This is a genomic window from Paenibacillus sp. FSL R7-0272 (assembly GCF_037969905.1).
Taxonomy (GTDB): domain Bacteria; phylum Bacillota; class Bacilli; order Paenibacillales; family Paenibacillaceae; genus Paenibacillus; species Paenibacillus polysaccharolyticus.
In genome coordinates this window covers 2,930,880-2,953,723 of record NZ_CP150221.1, presented here as the reverse complement: position 1 = coordinate 2,953,723, position 22,844 = coordinate 2,930,880, and the positions used below count along the sequence as shown (strand labels likewise).

At 46.3% G+C, this 22,844-nt stretch carries 10 protein-coding genes and 1 riboswitch; all 10 genes read right to left on the bottom strand.

Features of this window, described 5'->3' with window-relative positions; translation table 11 throughout:
* Window positions 1–102: 102 nt before the first annotated feature.
* Window positions 103–2,478, bottom strand: a complete 2,376-nt coding sequence (locus MKY23_RS13145) for a beta-galactosidase (protein WP_336122592.1) — start codon at window positions 2,476–2,478, stop codon at window positions 103–105.
* 61 nt (window positions 2,479–2,539) lie between these two features.
* Window positions 2,540–5,857 (bottom strand): DUF5107 domain-containing protein, encoded by a 3,318-nt coding sequence (locus MKY23_RS13140; RefSeq protein ID WP_339839412.1) that lies wholly within the window; start codon window positions 5,855–5,857, stop codon window positions 2,540–2,542.
* Window positions 5,858–6,099: 242 nt separating this feature from the next.
* On the bottom strand, window positions 6,100–6,810 hold the full coding sequence (treR, locus tag MKY23_RS13135; protein ID WP_154889417.1) for a trehalose operon repressor: 711 nt from the start codon (window positions 6,808–6,810) through the stop codon (window positions 6,100–6,102).
* A 57-nt stretch (window positions 6,811–6,867) separates the two neighbouring features.
* Window positions 6,868–14,373 carry a fibronectin type III domain-containing protein gene (locus MKY23_RS13130; protein WP_339838672.1) on the bottom strand — a complete coding sequence of 2,502 codons (7,506 nt, stop codon included), beginning with the start codon at window positions 14,371–14,373 and terminating at the stop codon, window positions 6,868–6,870.
* 176 nt (window positions 14,374–14,549) lie between these two features.
* A complete protein-coding gene (locus tag MKY23_RS13125; protein WP_339838669.1) occupies window positions 14,550–15,572 on the bottom strand; it encodes an SDR family oxidoreductase in 1,023 nt (340 codons plus the stop codon).
* A 153-nt stretch (window positions 15,573–15,725) separates the two neighbouring features.
* Window positions 15,726–16,151 carry a cupredoxin domain-containing protein gene (locus tag MKY23_RS13120; RefSeq protein WP_154984154.1) on the bottom strand — a complete coding sequence of 142 codons (426 nt, stop codon included), beginning with the start codon at window positions 16,149–16,151 and terminating at the stop codon, window positions 15,726–15,728.
* Window positions 16,152–16,253: 102 nt separating this feature from the next.
* Window positions 16,254–17,219 (bottom strand): DMT family transporter, encoded by a 966-nt coding sequence (locus tag MKY23_RS13115; protein ID WP_339838665.1) that lies wholly within the window; start codon window positions 17,217–17,219, stop codon window positions 16,254–16,256.
* 106 nt (window positions 17,220–17,325) lie between these two features.
* A riboswitch (purine riboswitch) is annotated at window positions 17,326–17,436 on the bottom strand.
* A 136-nt stretch (window positions 17,437–17,572) separates the two neighbouring features.
* Window positions 17,573–19,780, bottom strand: a complete 2,208-nt coding sequence (locus MKY23_RS13110; protein ID WP_339838663.1) for a DEAD/DEAH box helicase — start codon at window positions 19,778–19,780, stop codon at window positions 17,573–17,575.
* Window positions 19,777–21,168 (bottom strand): ATP-binding protein, encoded by a 1,392-nt coding sequence (locus MKY23_RS13105; protein WP_339838660.1) that lies wholly within the window; start codon window positions 21,166–21,168, stop codon window positions 19,777–19,779. The genes MKY23_RS13110 and MKY23_RS13105 overlap by 4 nt, the downstream gene beginning before the upstream one ends.
* A 5-nt stretch (window positions 21,169–21,173) precedes the next feature.
* Window positions 21,174–22,754 carry a TerB N-terminal domain-containing protein gene (locus tag MKY23_RS13100; RefSeq protein WP_339838657.1) on the bottom strand — a complete coding sequence of 527 codons (1,581 nt, stop codon included), beginning with the start codon at window positions 22,752–22,754 and terminating at the stop codon, window positions 21,174–21,176.
* Window positions 22,755–22,844 lie beyond the last annotated feature (90 nt).

Below are 22,844 nucleotides of genomic sequence, written 5' to 3'. Positions count from 1 at the left end.
AAAACGCTTACCAGTCAATTATTTTTTCCATTTTCAGGTTTTTTTGAACAAATAAAAAGACTTTTACTCCATACGGACAGAGTAAAAGTCTTTGGAACACATTCAGGAAAACTTTAGAGCCACTCGGTAATGCGGTACAATTCGAATCTGCTCAAACCTGCCCAGTTCTACACCGTGGAACCTTTCCACATACGCTTGATTCACAAAATGCTCTGTCTTTCCCCTACGAAGAGGTGTTATTAATAACCTCAGAGCGTGGTCATGTAATAAATGTCGGGATTGCTTCAGTCCAATGTTCCAAGTGTGACCATACTGGATATGATCCGTCAATAACTGTTGATGAATGTAGGCTGCCGCCACATCCCCTTCATAATCAATCTCCACAAACAGGTCATGAACCTGTTCAGGCCAGCACGTATTTATTTTTAAAGAAGCTGCATGCTCTTTCGGATAATTGATCTCCACTTCCGGCTGATATACACATACCTGCAAAGTATAGGTTACAAACCACCGTTGCTGCTGCATCCGGGAGATGATTGTATATTCAGGGGCCGTTATCCTCTCAGGTGCAGGATATATGGAAACCTCGATCTCACTCTGTCCAACAGACGTGCTTATTAACTGCTCATTTTGTTGATATATATGACTGCTACTGATCACCAATCTTTTTTCTCCACCTAGTTCAAAAAGATAACTTTGCAAGGCTTCCTCACGCGTTAACGTAACGATACGAATCACTTTCCCATCCATCGTGCTAACACTAAAGCCATCATTTTTGCCAGCCACCGGATGAAGGACGTACTTCCCATCCTGTTCACGGACTGTACCTGCTGTCATTTGCACACTTGCTACAGAGGATGCATCAATTACATATTCGGGAGTCATGCCTTCATGAGCATAAAAGACAGCCGTAAGCTCCTCTTTTACAAGAAATTTAGTCAGAGGTTGAACCGTAGCACTTATAAGCTTTATCTCCCCGAGATCCAGATGAAAAGGCAGGATTACTGCTTTGCCAGAATTCAATTGCATGGTGCCCTCTTCATAAGGAAACATCGCATTTCCTTGAGAGGTAAGAAGCTCCAGTCGAATGTCACGCGCTGGCATTTGAATATGATCCTGATAGTTATTTATAAAAAGAAACCCTGCTCCTGACCGCTGGCGGACCGACCAACGAAGATCCAACGTATTTTCTGGCGCAATAGTCAACTGATCCTCAGAAATGACACACCCCATCGGTGCCAACTGCTCCCCATATGCCTCCAAGAACATGGACAAACTCCGGATTCGATCATACGATTCTCCGATACGTCCAAACTCTCCAAGGGGTGCTTGATAGTCGTACGTCACCTTCGGTAATCCTCGTTCGTTCATGTACGTTTTGCGACCAATGGGATTGGAACCTCCGTGATACATATAATAACCCACCATATTGCTACCATTCGCCAGCTTAACAATAGTCATCGCCTCTACACTGTCTGCATCGACCACAGGGCGGGCATGATAACTAACCTGCATTCCGCCGGCAAGTTCGCAATAGGCCGCTGGGTAGCGTTTACTATCATAATCCAGTTCTTCTGCAGGATTTAGATGCAAATCACGAAACAGATACTCCCCGCTAGGTGGCTGATTAGGTATCCAAGGGGTATAAGCATATCCTGCAAGCATTGGTAGCGTACCTTGCGCGGGAACTGCCGCTTTCCCCCAAGCAGTCGCCGTGTAAAACATCGGTTTCATACCCGCTTTTTCCGCAATACGGCGAAGCCGCTCCATATGTTCTTTTCCATCACGTCCTGAAGAGATATATTTATCCTGCGAATAACCCCACGAATCCATTGGCGCACCAGCATGCATATATTCATTCTCCAGCTGGATACCGATAATCGGCCCACCATCTTGATAAAAACTGCCTTCAATCTGACGAGTAATCTCCTGATATAACCGTTTCGCATAGAATAAATACCCTTCGTCATTAGAACGGACCTCAAATGCATAGTTGAACAGCCAATCCGGCAAACCGCCATTCCGAACTTCTCCGTGACAGAACGGACCAATCCGAAGAATTAAAGCCAGCTCATGTTTACCACATAACTCCACAAACTGCCGCAAATTCAAGTTACCCGACCAATTAAACTCTCCCTCTTGCTCCTCATGAAAATTCCAAAAGATATAGGTTGCTACGATATGCACTCCTCCTGCTTTCATCTTCAACAATTCTTCTTCCCATTGAAGATAAGCAAATCTTGAGAAATGAAATTCCCCGACGACCGGAATATACGGTTTATCATTATGCATCATATAAAAATTAGTGAAATCATAGGACTCTCCGCGCGTGTTGTAACCTCCATAGCCTTCCATGTGGCCCGGTTGGATCAGTTTATCCTCGGCTTCCAATGTGAAGCGAATACAACGATGTGAACAAAACTTGTCATCTGGTTCGTTGATGTGCTTACACATATCGGCGTTTATCTTATCTTTCATATTGGGAGATCAACTCTTTCTTCAATAGAATAGGCAGGATGTCACGATGTGAAAATCCAATTTAAATCCCTTTTGCCAAAAGTAAAAATGCCTGCTGATGATTTGCATTGTTTTCCAGCACTCGTTGCAATTCCTGTGAAGCTTCCTGTTTCTTACCCAGACCGAGGAGGCCTAAAGCCCGCATATAATGGCAGTGCTCTTTATTTCGCTGATCCAGATCATCATCGAATACAAGGAAGTCTGGCAAAGATACGGCAAAATAATCGATCTGAATGGAGTCATGCATATGCCGTTCGGCGTAATCAATCAGTTTGTTAAAACGTCTGTTTGTTTCCTTAATATTGCCCAGCTTCTTCCAGGCAAGTCCCTGATAAAATATAGATTCTGGTGGCTGGTCGTTATAAAACATCGCACTTGCTGGTTCATGCAAACCTGTGCAAGCTCTGCGGAAGCTCTCTTCAGCGGCAATAGTCTGCTGCATCTGTTCATATGCACAGCCCAGAACATAATAAAGTGCATTGTCTGCACTGCCTTCAAGCTTGCCTTCCCCCAGATTTTCAGGATACTTCTGAGCTCGAAGCAACAATTCTATAGCTTCTTCTGGATGCTTTTCCGTGAGTTTTTGCTTAGCAAGTTCCGTCAGAGCCGTCACATACTGACCCGTAACTTTACCTTCTCCGCCCTCCCATGGATGAAATGTTCTTGTTTGCAGTGCATTGTAAGCCTCCTGATGATGACTTAACATATTCAACAACGTAACCCACTCGATGTATAAGTCATCCCGTTGATGTACCAGCTCCATCTGAGCCTCAAACCGCTGCAATCGTTCTGCTGGAGGGCATCCAAGCTTCTTCTGTAATTGATCCAACTCGTAGAATACACGGGCATCCTGCGGCTCCAGCCGAAATGCTTCCTCCAGCGAAGTCAACGCTTTATGAGGCTGATTCATCTTGTTGTAATAAGCCAGACCTAGATTTCGGTGTACCGTAGGGAAGGCCGGGTTTATTTTACAAGACATCTCCCAGTGGTTTATCGCATCCTCGTAACGTTTGTGGTCGTAGAGCCAGTTACCCATATAATAATGTGCATGTGCATCCTCTGGGTCCGCTTCAAGCGCATCTTGAAGAATCATGCATTCGAACGGTGTATTCGGAAAACAATACTCCGTCTCTGCGGCACTCGCCTGTGCCTGACATTGAGATGCTTGATCCAGTTGATCCAACTGCCGATACAGATATGCCTGAGCATAACCAAGCATCGGGTATGGTCTGGTCAAATCGGATTCTATTGAGGAAAGTACACTTCGTGCTTCCTCCCACATGCCACTCTCTGCATAATCTGCAGCCAAGTGCAAGTAATTGTGAACATCCCCGCTCATCATCCGCACGAAATACTCCTTCGCCTGCTCCGCAGACAATAACATCAGTTCATATGCCGTGCCATATTCCATCGGGTCTATATCCAGTGTTTCACGAGCAAACGAAATGGCTTGTGAGTTACACCCCGTTTTTCGAAGCAATGATGTCTTCAAGTGACGTGCTTTGAGATTTCTGCTGTTTCGAATTAGCGCACATTCAATGTGTTCGAGTGCCTGTGCGTACTGATCCTGAGCTACATCCATCTGGGCGAGAGTGAAATATCCGATATCCTGAAACTGTGCCGACCAAACGGATTTATATATTGCATCATAGGATTCTTTCATCTTTCCTTGAAGCTTCAAACTCAAACCAAGCTGGTAATAAGCCTCACTATCATACGGATTGGTGTTTTTCCATGTGAGGGACTGAACGGCCTGTCTAAAATGAGTCTCTGCCTCCTGAAATAGGCATCTTCGTAAGAGTAAAGTCCCATATGCAACATTCAAGCGGATGTCAGTACGATCACGTTTCAGTCCTTCTAGATAATATAATTCCGGTTCATAGGTTGCATGTCGATACTGCTCCAGATGAAGACCTGCGAGATAGAGCTGTTCGTTGGTCTGGATCTCTGAGGGGAGCGGTAGCGGCTTCGCAGGATCAGGCACTTCCTGAATGCGCGTCTGTTCTGGCTGATACGCCACAAGTACTCTTCCCTCTTTTGTACATACACTCAGTTTTAATTGATGCCATTCTTCCTCTTCATTCCATGGGAATGTACCTGTATAAGATTGTGTTGGCGAGATATCGCATATGTCTTCAAAATAATTCCCTGCAGCACCCTTTACTTTAATAGAGACTTTCTCATAATTAGCTGTCGCGTAAACCAGAATCTTGGCCGTTCCCGTCTGCTTATCCAGCGCCAGATTAACCGCTGCGTCAATCGTTGCATTTTTTACTACACCGACATCTTTGTAAGGCATGAAATATTGAGTAAAAGACTTGCTTTCATATGGCTGTAGCCAACTAAAATCAGGCTGATTATCCGTAAAAATGCCTGTCATCAGTTCAATATACGGCCCATCTTCATCCGTCAATTGCCTGTCCCATGCTTTGCCGAAATCCCCATTACCCCAGGTCCATTGTTTCTTGCCTGGAGAGATATGATGATTGGCAACATGTAACAGCCCTGCCTGTAAACGATGATCATATCCACCTACAAAGTTATATTCGGACTTGTATGCCATGTAGGAAGTAGGCACCGGAATATTCTTGTACCGCGAAATATCCACCCCCTCCGAATAATCCATCTTATAATACGTTCCTGTAGCAATGGGAAATCGGGAAACATCACGTTTACCATGATCCATTACGGCGTTTACATCTGGTGGAAACACAGATTGCGTATCATCGTTCGCAGCGACCGCTGGATTAGCCCACCATAGAAACGTCTGGGGTTCACTTGTCCGATTGTATACTTGGGAATGAATCTCCAGGTAAGCTCTCCCGGGATACAAAGTAAAACCAGTCGTCACCTTGGTACCGTACATTCGATCGATCTCACCCACCCATACAGTAGCGCTTCCGTCCTTATTGCTACTATAAGTGCAATCTACTTTGCCAAATGTGTTTGGCCTATGGTGCTGTGGCCAGTTGAACTCAATGCCTCCTGATATCCAAGGCCCAGCAAGACCAACCAAAGCAGGTTTGATCACTCGGTTGTAATAGACGAAATCATACTGGTTTGTCAGATCCAGCGCACGATAGATACGGCCACCGAGTTCTGGCATGATCTCGATGCGGACATATTCGTTTTCAAGAATAATCAATCGATACGATTGCAGTTTCGCCTCATTCTCGATTCGATCAATGACGGGATAAGGATATACCTTACCCGAACTGCCCTGATAGATTCGTTTTTCAAGAAACATTGGATTTTTATCGGGTTTACCTGTGCTATACGTTGGAATGTCTCTATTCTCTTCCCAGATCCGAACGGACGTCTCTGCACTAACCTGCTTCAATTCCAAATTCGCTCACTCCTTGCTTCGAGATAGGATGATCATACGCTTAGATAAGCGAGACTGACATTGACATTTAACGGTTAATGATGGACGATCTTCGGATCATGACTGGAATGTTGCATGGCAAAAAGAGTACCCGATCACCTCTGATTACAGTGACCTGATACTCTTTTCTTGTCGACATTAGGTTATGGGTTCAATTACTGAATTCGCATTACATATATTCTACCTTTCTACCCCGTTTACTTGCGTCTGGCAAAGTCCACAAATGTGAACTTGTCCGGTCGATGCCGTGATTCCGTATACTGGAACTGGCTAGTATCTTCTAGATACACCTGACTTCTCACGACAACAACATTGTGAAAACCGTCAAGATCAAGTAACTCGCGATCCTCAGCCGTAGGCTCCTCCACCAAAATTTCTTTCTTGGCATAAGAAATCGATAGCCCAAGCTTCTGTTCAATATACTCATAGATGGAGTCATTACAGATTTCCTGGTTCAGCCCCGGAATTAAGCGCTGACTGATGTAGTCTTTGTCCAGAATGACATGTTCTCCATCCACAATGCGAACACGATTGATCTGCCACACTTGTTCATTCAGACCAAAGCTGGTCTTTTGGCTGAGCGTCTGATCAATCCCTTGTTCCTCAAACAGCTTCACAACCGTTTGTGCGCGGTGTCCCATCTTTTGTGCGAGCTCCTTAAAGCTAACGAGACCTGACACGGGAAAATCAATTTTACGGATATCCAGTACAATGGAACCCTTACCTTGAATCTTCTGAATATAACCTTCTTCATATAGCATTTTCAGTGCTTTACGTATCGTTTCTCTGGATGTTTGATATCGTTCTGATAAATCCAGTTCTGATTGAAGCAGTGTGCCCGCTTCGATGTCTCCGTTCCGAATACGTCCAGCGATATCTTCGTATATTCGGATAAATTTATTATTCATTTTTCATCACCATAATTCATTACCTTTTTTGAAACCAATCATAACATTAAAACCAATTCAAAGGGAATCTGCGTCGCTGGCAATAACCTGCATCAGTTTATTCAAACGGAATATTAACGCGGCCGCTTCAGCTCTACTCAACGCTTGTAATGGGCGGAAACTGCCGTCCTCGTATCCGTTAATCATATAAATACCTGCTAACTCCGCGACCTCCTCCCTGGCCCAGTTGGAGACATCGACCTGGTCAGTGAATGTCTTATGTGAGGTGATCGGCTCGCTTCTAATCTGATGAACCACATTGGCTATAATTTTGGAGGCTTGCTCGCGAGTCACCAGAGCATGTGGAGCAAATTTTCCATTCCCCATACCTTGTACAACATCACGCTCGGCTGCTGTGTTGATCTCAGGTGCAAACCAATCCGTGTCATTCACATCCTGAAAAACATGTGATGGTTTCAACGAGATATCCAGCCTCATTAAACGCACAATAAGTGCTGTAAACTCTGCTCGAGTAATGGGGCGATGCGGTTCGTAACGCGTTGAGCTTACCCCCTGTATAATATTATGCTCGGCAAGCCAAGTAATCTGGTCTTTATTAAACGTTTGGTCAATATCTAAAAAAGCAACTCGCCTACTTGTTATTCCTCCAGACTGAGTATTCGTTGTATCCTTATTTTGTTCCTCATCCTTGTTCTTGGAATTTTCATCCTGATCTTTTGAATTAGTTGTACTGGTGTTATTTCCTGCACTTCCACCGTTCGATGAAACTACTGGAACCGAAATGGTTACTGCTGCTGCGCTTTTCTTCTCACTTGCCTCACCAGCCGTATTTTCCGTCCACGCTGAAATCTCGTAATGACGTTCTGCATCTAAGCCTTTCCAGACATATTCTCGCTCTTGACCGCGATAAATCTCCTGATCCTTATAAGCAACTACAACAATCTCATTTTGGGTTTCCAATCTCCACGTAAGCAGGATACGATCAGGCCCTTTTGCGGTGGCTGTAATCGATTCAAGCAACGAGGGTAACGTTTCAAATTCCAGCACCTTCATGCCTTCACCTTCACCGGCCTCATTATAAGGAATAATACTAAAATCATCATATTTTGCAGCACTAGTCAATCCGGTAATTTGAAGTGACGTTTCAGCTGTTGTTCCGACTACTTCTTTATTTTGATAAATCCGATAACCCTCTGCACCGGGTACAAGTTCCCAAACCAGCGTCGCACCAGATACGGAGCGGTCCTGCACAATTGGCGGTACATTTAACTGACCAGGTAAAGTCACAGCTTGCAGCATAAATCCGTCATCACTTGTGCCCGAAGCGTTGATCGCTCGAATAACATAGTTGTATCGTGTTCCGGGCTCAAGATCCGTATCTTCATACCTTGTCTCCTTAGCGCTAATACGGGCAATCTCCAGGCCATTCCTTTCAATTGAAAACTGCTCGGCACCAGCCGCACGTGTTTCTTCCAATAGAAGATGTACTTGATCCTTGGTGGCTTTATATGCAACTTTTATCGGGAAACCCGGCTTGGTTAAGAGGGAATAGCTTCTTTTGTCCGATGCAGTCTGCTCACCATTTTCCGTGTATACCTCAAGCTGATATTGTTTGCCCGCCTCCAGTCCATCAACTACATATTCTTGATTCCGTCCCCGATATCGCTCCACACCATCCAATACAATCACAAACGTTTCGTTAGGATAGGAAAAGTCCCACTCCAGTTTGATATGATCAGATTCTGGAAAGACTCTCATATCGAGCGAATCAATGTGAGGCAATGTATAAAAAGGGGCAACCAAGATTGCGGCGCCTTCTCCTGCCGAGTTGATCGGAATGACTTTAATTTTGTCGTACACGTCCGCACTACTCAAATTCGTTAACCTGAACTCAGTCGTGTTCGCGTCATCTAATCTAGTAACTTCCTCATTATTAATGAGAACAATGTAGCCTTCTGCCCCCTGTACCTTAGGCCAGACCAGTACTGCATCTTCTTCTTCAACCTCTTGTGCACTCAACACTTCATCCACCGCTGCCGGCAAGGTTCTCACATCAAGGTTAAACCCGGTTTCACTCTCGCCCGCTGTATTAAATGTATGAATGGAATAAGTATAGCGCTCTCCAGGGACGAGCCCACTGTCTTCAAACTGCTTCTGATCTGTCTGATTTGCAGAAATTCTGGCAATCTCGACACCATCCCGCCGAATGATAAATTGCTCCACACCTCGAACAGAAATTTCTGATAAATCCAGCTTGACTGACCGATCTGTGAACTGCTCTACACTGGCAGTCTGCGGCGCTAGAGGCTTCGTTAACGTTTCAATCTGAACAGGTTTGGAGCGCTGTCCCTGCTCATTTACAGCCACAATTTCTAATCGATACAACGTGCCGTCCTCCATACTCACGAGATGTGCATGAGGCTCAGATACACTTGTGACCTCACCTGTGGCCTGGTTTCGAATTTCATAGGCAACAGCCCCAGTGACCGCTTCCCAGCTTATGTCTTGTGAATAGGTTCGTGAAATCACTTCAATCGTGTCTGTTGTGAGCGGTAGCGTTTGTGTCATCGTTCTGATCGTCAACGGTGCACCGGTACCGCTTGCATTCACTGCACGGATAACGTAAGTGTACATTGTGCCCGGTTTCAAATGTTCTTCTACAAACTGAGTTTCGCTTGCTTCCATACGAGCCACTTCTCGCCCATTACGTTCAATGATATATTGATCAGCTCCACGTACACCCGTATCAGTAAAATCGAGTGAAAGCCCATTCTCGGTTACGTCACGTACATCCACCTTCTCCGGTTTAATCGGCAATGTCAGAAACGATACTTCTGCTGCTTCAGAACGGGAGGACTGCCTGTTGACCGCGAATAGTCTATAATGATGCCATCGCCCAGCTTCAAGCCCTGTAATTACGGCATCTGTATCCATGCCTCTGTATACTTCTTTATCCTCTTGCAATATGACATATTCAGAAGCTCCCGGAACGGCAGACCATGACAAACGGGTGACATGTACATCTGGTTGCATCGTAATGTTCGTTGGACGACGAGGTTTGGACAATCGCACAAGCTCTGCTTGTGCACCAGCACCCGCTGCGTTTACCGCTTGCACCTGCAATGTGTATTCTTGGCCGGGTAACAATCCCTCCGCTCTATATTCGAGATCGGACGTTCTGCCTGTCTCTGCACCATTAATCATAACGATATACATCTCTGCTGTAGGAACGGCTTGCCAGCGAATACCGATCTGCGTTTCTTCCGTTAAGCTGACCTGCAATCCTTCCGGCCTCCTTGGCAGCGTCAGAACAGTGCTCGTTACGCCCTCACTATACCCCGCAGCATTCCCTGCTTGCACTTCATACGTATACAGATTGCTACCTGACAGGTTCTTAACAGTCAACTCTGTACCCGACATCTCGTATGTTTGCCCATCAATGGTCACGCGGTATTTGTCTGCTCCAGCCACAGCTTCCCAACTCAACGTCGCTCCCTGTTCCGTAGCCCTTACAACGTGAAGTCCTGTTGGACTTTTGGGAATAGTTAGTCCCGTTATTGAACTACTCATTCCATGCCCAGCTCTGTTTACCGCCCGAACTTGCAGTTGGTACGCCGATCCCGGATTCAGATTCGTCAGTGTCCATGCATTCTTGTCAGCTGTAATCTCGCCCACTTTCTCTCCATTACTCCATACCTCATAAGCTTCTGCTCCACGAACGGTTTCCCAGTTCAGATGCAAACTTGAGTGCGAGGCATCCGTGACGTGTAAACCCGTCACCTGCGCAGGCAACGTTCTTAGCAATGGTAAACTCGCATAAGGACCTGAGCCTGTTTCATTTTCTGCAACAACGGTATAACTGTAATCTGTTCCACTTTCAAGTCCAGCATCTTTGTAGGAGAGTCCCCCTCCCTCGTAGATCATATCCCCGTTACGTGCAAGTGCATAATACGTAGCCGATGTTACGGACTCCCACGTCATGGAGATATCATGCTCACGAATCTGCACTGCTGCGAACTCACCCGGAGCGGCAGGTAGACTCATAAATGCGGCTACACAACTTGCACCAGCACCACTCGCATTCATAGGCGTAACAGATATCGTATGAACCATTCCGGGAGCAAGATTGCTAATGTAAGGAAGACTTTCCGGATCAGAGATGGTTTGTTCAAAAACGATTCTTCCGTTAGAATCCGTAGCCGTCACCCGATATGCTGTGGCTCCTTGTACGTGATCAAAGTCTACTTTAGCCAGACTTGGCTCTGCGTCCACTTTTTGTATGCGCACCTCAGTTGGAGATGGCGGTAAAGTTAAAACACTCATCATCGCCGGCTCACTTACACCCGTATGATTTCTTGCTCTCACTTCATACTCATAAACTCGCCCTCCGCTCAATGTGTCATTAACTAGACTATTGTTCGGATATTGCAGTGTCCAGGATTGCCCGGTCGTTCTATTTTTGATTTCATATTGGTAACCTGAGGTGTAAGTTTCACCTGAAGGTAAATCAGCTGTTAATGTTACCGATGTTTCACCAACCGCACTCCACTGGACTTGAGTTGGTGGATTAGGCTTCCGTTGAATTCGATAAGGAGAAGATGTCACCTGAACGGTATTGCCTGCTCTGTCAGCGGCCTTAGCGTGGATATACCAAGTACCTTCAGACGATATGGATATGCTCTGCTGATCGGATTCAGCCTCCAGCCAGTCTCCTTGAGCTTCTGCCTGAGCTGTGATCTGATAGAAACGTTGTGTTCCATCTATGCCGGAATGGCTGTCTACAAATTGTACGGTAGCGGTTATATTTTCATCTGTCCAAGCCGCTCCATCAGGAGTAAAGCTAATATTCGGTAGAGTTTTATCCACATACACCGTCCTGCTGACTTCTCTGCTCACATTACCGACTGCATCTTTGGCCCGAGCATAGATTACAGTTGCTCCATCTGTATTGACCGTACCTTTATTTCCGGTCGTATATGGCTCATTTTCCAATCGATATTCATATGTAATTTCTCTATCATCCACACTTCCAGCGATCGTAAACTGTACAGCTTCTTTACTCCAGCCGGGTTGGCTCAACGAGATCTCCGGTTCTGTCGGAGCCGTCTTGTCGATCCGAGCCGTGGCTTGCGCCAACATACTTACATTGCCTACGCGGTCAAATGTACGAGCATAAACTACGGTTTCACCTTCATCTTTAATCGTGACCTCGCCTAAATAATCTAACCAAGGCCCATGCTCTGTTAACCGATACTGCGTTTTGCTTGTCCCGCTTCCTTCATCTGTACCACTTGTAATGACAAAAGATACATCCTCTCTCGTCCAGTCGGCTTCGCTTAATTGGATCACAGGTTGTTCAGGGGCTGTTTTGTCAATTCGAGCAACGGTTGACGTCAATGCACTTACGTTCGAAGCGCGGTCTATACTGCGTGCGTAAATTACGGTTACGCCCTCATCTTTCAGGATGAACGGTGTTTTGTAATCGATCCATTGTGCACTCTCACCAACTTTATATTGTGTTAAGGCGATACCACTTGCATCATCCGCACCTTCCGTCAAGGTAACGACAACCGATTCCTTCGTCCATTCCGCTGGATTCAAGGAAATCAACGGCGGGGTTGGAGCCGTCCGGTCAACTCGTGCAGTCACACGGCTTTCCTGACCCAAGTTCCCGAATGCATCCACGCTCCGTACTGTGATTGTTATACTTCCCTCATCGTTCATCGTGAATGGCCCGGTATATTCTCTCCATTCACCAGTGAGGCCAATCTTCACTTCTGTCTTCTGTGTTCCACTCCATTGATCCGTCCCCGCTTCAACCGTGACAAGAACCTCTTCTTTTGTCCACGTTGAAGGGGTGAGGGTAATGGAAGGAGCAGAAGGTCCGGTTGTATCTTTCATAATCTGCCCTGCCAAGACAAAGGCTGTCTGAATACCTTCAGCATTCAAAGCTACTACATGCAGTTCATAACGTCCATCCTCCAGTCCTGTTAAGGCTGTAGTCATCGAGGTAGAAGTTGTCGTTGATGATTGAAGCACTTGTCCATTCACATTGCGGATTTCCGTTTTGTATCTGGTACCGACAGGATTACCGTTTGTGGTCCAGCTGGCTGTTACGTTATTTCCGATTTGTGAAGCAGCAACATCCGCAGGTGGATTTGCAAGTGTGTATTTGGAGGATGTAGCTGAGTAGCCCGTATAAGCACCGCTTGAATTTTTCGCGCGTACGGCAAACGAATAACTTGTATTGGGTGTTAGACCCGTCAGCTCTCTCGTGTTGGATGTGCCTGTATCGTAGGTCTGATTCGTTGTCATATTTTTCAGTTCATACGTTACAGAAGCATCATTTACTCTTTTATCCCAGTTTACCGTCACATTATTATTATTCACCAGGGTATACGTCGGAGTTCCGGGTACGACAAAACTTCTGACCAAGAAGTTAACCGTGCCCGCGGAAGATACTCCGCCCTTATCGTCCATAACCCATACTTGCAAGAAATGAGATCCGTCCGGCAATGTATCAGGCAAGGTATAGCTGGTGTTAAAAGCCTGGTTCGAACCTGTTGCCGTTATTTGCGTCAGAACATTCTCAGGCCCGCCATCAATGGACCACTTGACCGTTAACAGATCGCCTGCGTCGTTATCCCGTGTTGTACCTGAAATCTGCAACTGTTCCCCTTTGTAATACGTTTGACCTGAAGCAGGTGCTGTTAATGTAAAAGAAGGCGGAACGTTTTGTGGCCCAATGCCTACAATGGTTGAAAATTTCCGTGATCCCTGATTAGCCGTTGATCTCGCGTCCCACCAGAACTGAGCTGCAGTATCACTCGCATTCACGATCTGTCCAGGTGTATAGGCTGATGGAGCTGAGCCCCCTGTCAACTGGGCACTATCCGGGCTTTGATATTGTCCCATGAATACACGGTCAGCATTAACGACGTTGTACGTGTTGGCATAAAAAGCCGTCACCTGTACGCCTCCGCTATAATTGCGCCACCCGTTCTGAATGACTTCAAAAGGAGAAGCATCGTTGCCGTTCACCATCGTATCCCAATAAAAAGCCCCCCCAAGATTCAGCGCTGAGCCGCTTCGATTTATCGCTTCCAGTTCCACCTTCATATATCCGCCTTGAGATGTCGCATTTACGATGGAAACTCGCAAAATATACTCTACATTGTCTTTTTGTCTGGACATCTCGATGACATTGTTGTTAATTCGATAATAATTCAGCGGCAATGATTTGAAATTGATTGCTGTGCCGTGATGGTCAATAATCGTCGATACATTACCGGTGTCACCTCCGTAAAAAACGTTCGTACTTGGTAGTAATACGATTCGGTATTTTCCATCACTGTTCATCTCCACTTTCACTTTGGAGGATTGTACCGCCTTTAATGAGGATGTATCGGATACCACCCCAATATTCTCTACCGTTGCTGCCATTGCCGTGCCCGCTTGGCTCCATTCAGGTATTAATGACTGAGGCGACAATAATGCAAACGCTAGCATCACTTTAGACATTTGCTCCGCTTGCTTTTTCAACCGTTTTCTTGAGTTTTTCAATACCTTGCTCTCCTTTTTATGCACACAAAAAAAAGGAGGCACCCCAACCAAGGAACAATGTCCTGAGTTGGGGTGCCTCCCCTAAAGTGTTATTTTTTATTGATTATAACGATTCGGAAATCGAATGTAAATACCTGGAATGGAGACGTGTATAAAAAGTCATTCTCTATCTAGTTTTACTTTCCATCTCTGATTTTCAGCAACGCCTCGTCCAATGTGCTGACAACAAGGTCACACCATTGATCGAATTCAGGGTCCTCCATCTGTAATTCCGGGTGCTCCAGAATATGCTCAATCGTGCTGCGAATGCCCTGGTCAGCCCTTGTTGTAGCTACAAATTCAGGAACCAGTCGTTTCAGTTTGCTGTTGTCAAAAACAACCGTGTTGGCCTTATCTCCAAGCAAACCACCCCTGAAATCCAAATTACTGCTAGCCGCCAAAAAATCCGATGGCACATGAACTGCATGTAACTTGACCCCGAGCACATCAGCAATGATTTCATGAATCTGGTTCCATGTGACAGACTCATCCGAAGTGATATGTACAGCCTCTCCGATGGCGTGGATATTGCCCATTAAGCCGATAAAACCTTTGGCAAAATCGGTGTTGTGTGTAATCGTCCATAACGAAGTGCCGTCACCGTGAATGATCACTGGTTTATTTTCAAGCATACGCTTCAGAACCTGCCAGCTTCCCTTCTCACCATGTACACCAAGCGGTACGGACTTATCCCCGTAAGTATGGCTTGGACGAACTATGGTCACGGGAAAACCTTCATCCCGATATAATTTCATCAGGTAGTCTTCACACGCAATTTTATTTCGGGAGTATTCCCAGAATGGATTGGATAATGGCGTTCCTTCGGTAATTCTGTAATCCGACAGCGGAGTCTGATAGGCCGATGCGGAGCTTATAAAAATGAACTGCTTGGTCTTGCCTTGAAACAAACGATAATCTCTCTCCAGCTGAGCGGGTACAAAAGCAATAAAGTCCACAACGACATCAAATTGTAAATCGGCAATCAGATCGGCTACCCGTTTTTCGTCATTAATGTCGGCTTGAAGAACCTTGACTCCTGCAGGCAAATTGTCATTATGATTCCCGCGATTCATCAAATACAATTCACAACCTTGCTTGGCAAGCATGTCGGTAATAGCTGTACTTATAGTGCCTGTTCCTCCGATAAATAGCGCTTTCATTGCAACACCTCCAGATCGATTATGTTCCCCGTTCATGATATCATGCAGGTGAAAAAGGAGCAAAGTCCGGTTGCCCGAACTCTGCTCCTCCTTTTGAAATTGATATAAAGAACTCTATCCTACATGTACTGTCCGGTTCAATTCGTTGACTCTTTAAATAACCTTAATCGTACCGTAGATCATGTACATCCCGCAGTGAAGCTCGTATTCCCCTGGAGCGACGTTCTGATCAACCGTGTAGTAGTTGTCTCCCTTTTGCATATAAAGATCCATGCCTAACTTCTCTGCAGCGACAGATTTGACGTGTGTCACGCTCCGGGTCAGGATGAAATTAATTTTCGTAGGCACTCCAGATTTCACCTCAATGACATTCGGCTCAAATCCATCGTTGCTCACGTTCACATTAATGACCTCATATCCTTTCAAATCCTCCGGTGTCTCGATCTTTGCTGTTACTGAACCGCCTGATCCCGGGGATACGTCCTTACCCATGAAATATACAAAAAATCCACCGAGCAGAGCAACTACAGCCACGCCCAGAGTTAAGAACGGCCACGCTTTTTTAAACCAGCTATTCATATACACACTCCTTATTCCGTTGTCCCATCTTCATTCGTAAGTGGATGGATGTACTCTACAAGCATACCCCATTATGCACTTAATGAAAATGACCCCTCTGGGCTATCCGGAATATACAGGTGTGCTCCGACTTCGCCGTGCCCTCATTTTATACAATTCCGGGAGAGCCACACCAATCAGTACGATAACGACACCAAACCACTGTAGAGCGCTGACATGCTCATGCAGTACGATGGAGGATAATAACACGGCAACCGGAAGTTCAACTGCCCCCAGAATCCCCGCCATATCTCCACCAATATGAGGTACGCCGATGGCGAACAGCACTGGCGGGATAAAAGCTCCAAAGAATCCAAGTAACAATCCAAACACAAGCAGTTGACTCCAGATTAGACCGTTAAAGAGGAACGTCGGCGGGAATAAAATGCAAAGCAGAATCAATCCGCCTGTAACCATCCAAGCACTCCGAAATGCCGGGTGTGCAGAAGGAACTGCTTTACCGCTGAATAATACAAACAAGGAGTAGCTAACTGCCGCCATTAATCCGAGCGCAATCCCGATCCCACTTACATTACTAATGCCCTGTTCCAGAAAACCTGCTGCCAGCAAGGTTCCACCAAACAAAATAAAGAGGGTCAGGAACGTGATTTTGTCTGGACGCTGCCGTTTGCTAATCGCCTGAATCAGCACGCTGATCCATGTAAATTGGAAGAGCAGGATGATCGCAAGCGATGCCGGAATGTAACGTAACGATTGATAATATACGAGTCCGGTAATTACCGTTGGCGTTCCAGCCGCCATCAGCATCAAACGCTGTTTCCAAGTTAAACGTGTGAAGACGTTTGAAGGACTAGCCGATGTAACCTTTACTTGGCCACCAGCCGGTGCTTTGCGTTTAGCTCTAAAACGCGTGTATAAAGCCAGCATCCACGACAAGATGAAACCGGTAATCAGCTGTGTTCCCACAACCTCACCAAGTTGATATCCCTGGCCATACGCCAGTACAACAATGGTGGACAGAATACCATAACTCATCGCGCCTGCAAGGACTGACAAATAATATTTCATGTGTAATTAACCTCCCGATGATTCAATAATGCGCCCCTTGTCCGGGTTCATGTAAGGTCACAACCACGTATTAAATGCAAAAAAATCCTAACTCCGAGCAAGGAATATGTTGATTCCTTTGCTTCGTAGTTAGGAAGTATAGGCTTCCCGTAGAGACCCTCGCCCTGTGTACACTTTCGGCCTGCGAGGTTATACGAAATGAAGTATGCAATTTAACTATCGCTCATGTGTGACGACTTTTCATATATTACATGGGAGGTCAAGTGGTGTCAACCCATTTCTTTTCAATTTTTAAACGTTAAAAAATGAAAGCTTAACATGGCCACTCTCATTTGTTCACTCCAATGTCTCCTCTAGCTGTCCCACTCCAGCGTCTTTTGCAATCCTGATTTCAATCCTTCGAGATCCAGACCATCTACTGCAAAAGCTTCACGAATCAAGGGCGGTGCAATAAACTCATCATATTTGCCAAGATACGGTGCTTCATCCTCAGCAAGCAAATCAGATGCATCCTGGGCCGTTCGACACTCACTCATCATCTCGGCTAACAAGGTTCGTTCGTCCACTTTGCCTGATACCACAAAATAGTACGGTTCCATCGGCACAACGGAACGCAAAGCCAGCCTTTCAGACAAATTATGTTTCATCAACCGCTCCAGCGTGCGAAACGATTTGCTACCCACCCAAGGCAACACATACATGGAATCCCCGCCTGCCGGAATGACAACCTGTTTGAGCAATCCGCTCTCGCGAGCCAAGCGACGTGCACGCTCCAAGCGGTTCACCGCTTGTGGAGACAGATACGGGTAGATCACGGATTCGGACAGCACCTCGCGCATTTTTTGTACAACCGCCGTATGAATATCTCCTCCTGCACCAAGCCACAGTGTATCGACTTTGCCTTTCGCGGACTTCACGTACACGGCCTTGTGCTTCTGATCGACCTCTTCTACCTTCCACAGCTTGCCTGCGAGAGAGAAACAATAACCTGGCGGCGGCACGGTCGTGATTGACCCGATCTCTTCCGAGCCGTTCAGCACTTTATGCTCTTCATCGTCCTTGAACACGGCATAGAAGCGGTAGTTGTTTACAATCTTTTCACCCGTGAGTCCGATAATCAGCGTCTGTTCTTCCGTCCATTGCAGATGATCCGTCGCGATCAGGTAATTCAGGAACGTTTGATATTGATCCGGTGTAATCTCTGAAAAAGGCGCCAGGGAGAGGATTGCGGCTGCAAGCTCTCTTGGTTCAGCCTCCCCCATACTTTTCAACATGCTCATCGTCTGGTGATAAAGAACCCCAATAGGCATTTTCCGAGCTTCAAGTGGCTCTACCCATTTGGTTTTAACGTACAGCTCAATCACCGCTATTGCACGCATTAATGTCCATGGCATACGGGCCGGCAGCTGTGCTTCCTCGTCTTCTTCCTCCGGGCATACAAAAAGCATCTCCGATGCCATATCATCACGCCTACCCGAGCGACCTAGCCGCTGAACGAAACTCGAAGCACTATAAGGTGCGCCAAGCTGAACGACACGCTCCAATTCTCCCAGATCAATGCCAAGTTCCAGCGTAACCGTCGCAGCAGCAACAGCCGGACCTGCACCTGTCCGCAAAGCCGCTTCGGTTTCTTCTCTCAGCATGGCCGATATACTTCCATGATGCACATGGAACACATCCCGTTCTTCTCTGCGTGCTGCAATACGGCGCATCTCCAGAATTGTGACTTCCGCATCCGTGCGGCTGTTGGTGAAAATCAGAGCCTTTTTGCGATGTGTGCTCTCATAAATGAAGTCGTAATAGGCTTTACGCGCATGATGAAGCTGCTCAGCCTGCTCTTCGTTTTGTGCATCCGGGAATGAAAAATGCTCCACCCGGAGCCGCAGTTTACGTCCGCCTGGGGAGGATACGACATCAACTCCTTGCCGTGTTCCCGCTGCAAGCCAAGCTGTCGCTGCTTCATAATCGCTAAGTGTAGCGGATAATCCAACTCTTCTAGGAGCACAGCCAGCCATACGTTCAATTCGAGCCAGCTGGCTTAACACCTGAATGCCCCGATCCGCTCCCATGAACGCATGCACTTCATCAATGATGACATAGCGCAGATCATGAAAAAGCGCAGGAATCGCATTCGGTCGATTCATCAACAGCCCTTCCAGCGATTCGGGCGTAATCTGCAGCACACCTGACGGATTTTTCATCAGCTTGGTCTTCTCAGCCTGCGGCACATCCCCATGCCAGTGCCAGACAGGAATATTCCCTTCCGTGAGCAAGTCTTTGAGTCGTTCGAACTGGTCATTAATCAGTGCTTTTAAAGGGCCAATATACAGAATGCCCACCGATTTGGAAGGCTGGTCATAAAGTTCAGTCAACGCAGGAAAAAAAGCGGCCTCCGTCTTGCCGGAAGCCGTCCCCGCCGCAATCAGCATGTGGTGCGGAGTGTGAAAACAAATGTTACACGCTTCAATCTGCGCAGGACGTAGCGATTCCCATCTTTTTTTATAAATAAATTCCTGCACAAACGGAGCCAGTCTATAAAATGGGTTTGGGTTCTCACTCATAGTTCGAACTCCGCAAGAAAATCATCAAGCTCATCGGATTCCTTTTGGGAACCCGTTGCTCCACGAGCCAAACCATCGGAAAGAGACGCACGCTCACCAAGTAACTGCTCGTAAGTCACATCAGGATTCTGATGTAGCGTATGCAACACATCCATAAAGTCACGCACCACTTCTCGTGTTGTCAAAAGTTCATCCGCACCCAAACGATTCACAGCCATTTGCATAAAACCAACTAATTGTTCATCGCTTAAACTTGCGGTATATGCAAAATGAAGGGCATGAATCTGGCGTAGCTTTTGTAGCAAAATCAAAATTTCTTCATGCGACAACATCGCAAGTTTGATAATGGGGCCCGTATAATTCGCATACGCACTTGCGGAATAACGACCGTCAATAAGTCTGGATCGAAGCGCTTCATAGCTGTACAAACCACGGCGTTCATCCTCCACAAATTGAGGGGTTCCCCCCACAAAAATGCCCAGATGCTCGGCTTTCCCCTGCATCGTATCATTAAACATCGTTAGCAACTTCTCGTAGTTGCTTTGACGTGAAACGCTGTTTGTAATTTTATACAGATTCACAGCTTCGTCGATAAAGAGCAACAGCCCTTTGTAACCGATACGTGCCGTAAATTCAGACCATAATTTGAAATAGTCATACCAGTTATCATCATCGATAATGACACCCACGGAAAGCTCTTTCTTCGCCTCCGTTTTGGTAGCAAATTCACCCCGAAGCCAGCGAAGTGCAGACTGTTTCAGGTCATCATCCGCAAGTTTGTAACCGTTCCAGTAAGAAGCCAGCACTTTGGCAAAATCAAAACCGTGAACCAGGTTCTGCATCTCACCCGTCACCAGATAAATCTGTTTTTCTACCTCCAGTGGTAACGCAGGATCATCTGGACGAATATTCAACTGGGTCATCGCTGTTTGCTGCAAGCCTGCAATCCATTTTTGCAAAATAGGCTCCAAAGCCCCACCATCCGGGCGTGTTCGTGTAGACAAGCGTGTCATCAGCTCACGATAAGTTGCCAGACCTTGCCCTTTTGTGCCGACAAGTCTACGCTCTGGAGAAAGATCCGCATCCGCAACCACAAACTCACGATCCATCGCATAATTTCGAATCATTTGCAAAAGAAAGCTTTTACCGCTACCATAACGGCCAGTAATCAGTTTAAATGCTGCACCGCCTTCAGCAATGTTATCCAAGTCTCGCAAGATCGCTTCCACTTCCGGCTTTCGCCCTACAGCAATTTGCTCCAGTCCAATCCGTGGCACGACGCCTGCCGTTAATGAATTCACAAGTGCGGTGGTCAAACGTTTTGGAATCTTAAGCTGGTTTGGTTGATGTTCTGTCTTTTGATGTTCATTCACTGTATGCTCAGTCATGTCAATCACCTCTTCACATGTTCAAATACATCAATATAATCAGCAACGATTCGGTCACCATCCACCAGCAGATCTCCGATGGTTTCCATAGCGATATCGTTCATTTCATCTAGTAAAAGAGCTGGCATCGTTCCCGTTTCTTCGGCAAGCCGCATCAAATCACCATCCGGATGTTCACCAAGCAAAGCGTGGATGGCTCTTACATGCCGGGCATCCAACCTCTCAGCAAATTCTCGCCACTCCTCTGGTACATGGGCTTCCGCAGCTTCGTCCCATATAAGCACTTCATTCCAACGATCCGAACTCATGGATGGCTGACTCCCGTTGTCTAGGATCGATAATGAACCACTTTGCTGTTCTTGGAAAAGCGGCTCATCCATTCCGTGTCTTTCATTCTCGTCTGCGTTTTCTTCAAGGTCAGATTCAGCATTATCCGATTCGGAATGTGCGCTATCTTCAATGCTCAACGCCTTACGCACATATTCGCTATCCTTCTGCAAAGAAGCCAGTTTGGCCGTATCAATCTGAATGACTTGCGCAGTTACAGCCTCAGCTTGTTCCATGGCAAAAGCTCTTTCCAGATAACGCTCAATCACACTGGCAAGCTCAGGCTCCAGCGTTTTACCTCGCAGACGGCCCCGGAAGCCTAACAGTTCACGCAGCTTATTTTCCGTACAGCGGTAAATGTGGGTTAACCTCTCCACAAATTCACGTTCCAATATGAGAGGAACATGAGTGAACGTAACAAATCTGCCGTAAATGGACTCGTCATATACCGCTTTATGAAACAGCGTGCGTTTCACCGTCTGCTCGGCTTTCGATTCAAGCGCAGGCAACAACCCTCTTTGTTGCGTTCGCTGCAAATACGAATCCATCACAGCCATCACTTTGGGCACATATCGTTCCATTAATTCTTTGCCGCCATCCCGGTAAAAGGCATTTAGCGTAACATCATAGTCAAAATACCATTTCAGCATATCCAGCGTTACCTCAGCGACATTATCCTGTAACACCCGTTCTAATTCCTTGTCCATCAATGATGCCGGCAAATAACCACCCGAGAGCATCATCACATCATGAAGCAATGTATGAAGATCGTGAACCAGAACGTAATCGACCATCCACTCCTGCATATAAACATGAAGCTGAGGAAGCCGCTCTCGATAATTCAACCATAATCGTTTTAATTGGTGATAACCATCCTCTGGATGTAACCAGCCGATCCCGTTAATCAACTCGTAAACATGAACAAACAGATACGACAGGTCGACATCCAGGTATCTTTCCTGGCGTACCTCCGTTCTCCAGTACAAATACCATTTCAACTGTGCGTCATTCATCACCCCATACGTCGGCCAGTAACTCATAAAGGGAACAGGTGAAGTTTCTTCTCCCGTAACTTCTGCAAGGCGTCTAGCTTCCTGCACAAATCGCTTCTCCGAAGACAATACAGCTCCCTGCGACTTGTGTGGTTGACGACTCTGGTTCTCTATAGATGAACGATCAGGTATACGAATCGAGGTTGTCTCTGTATCTTCACTTAGATCAATCTCCATGAATTCCAGCTGTTCCGAATGATCTCTCATGGAATTGAATCCACCTCTTTCAGGTCAAAATACGAACACGTGTATCCATACGCATCATTATAACACTTGTGTAGCTTCTATGGGCGGCAA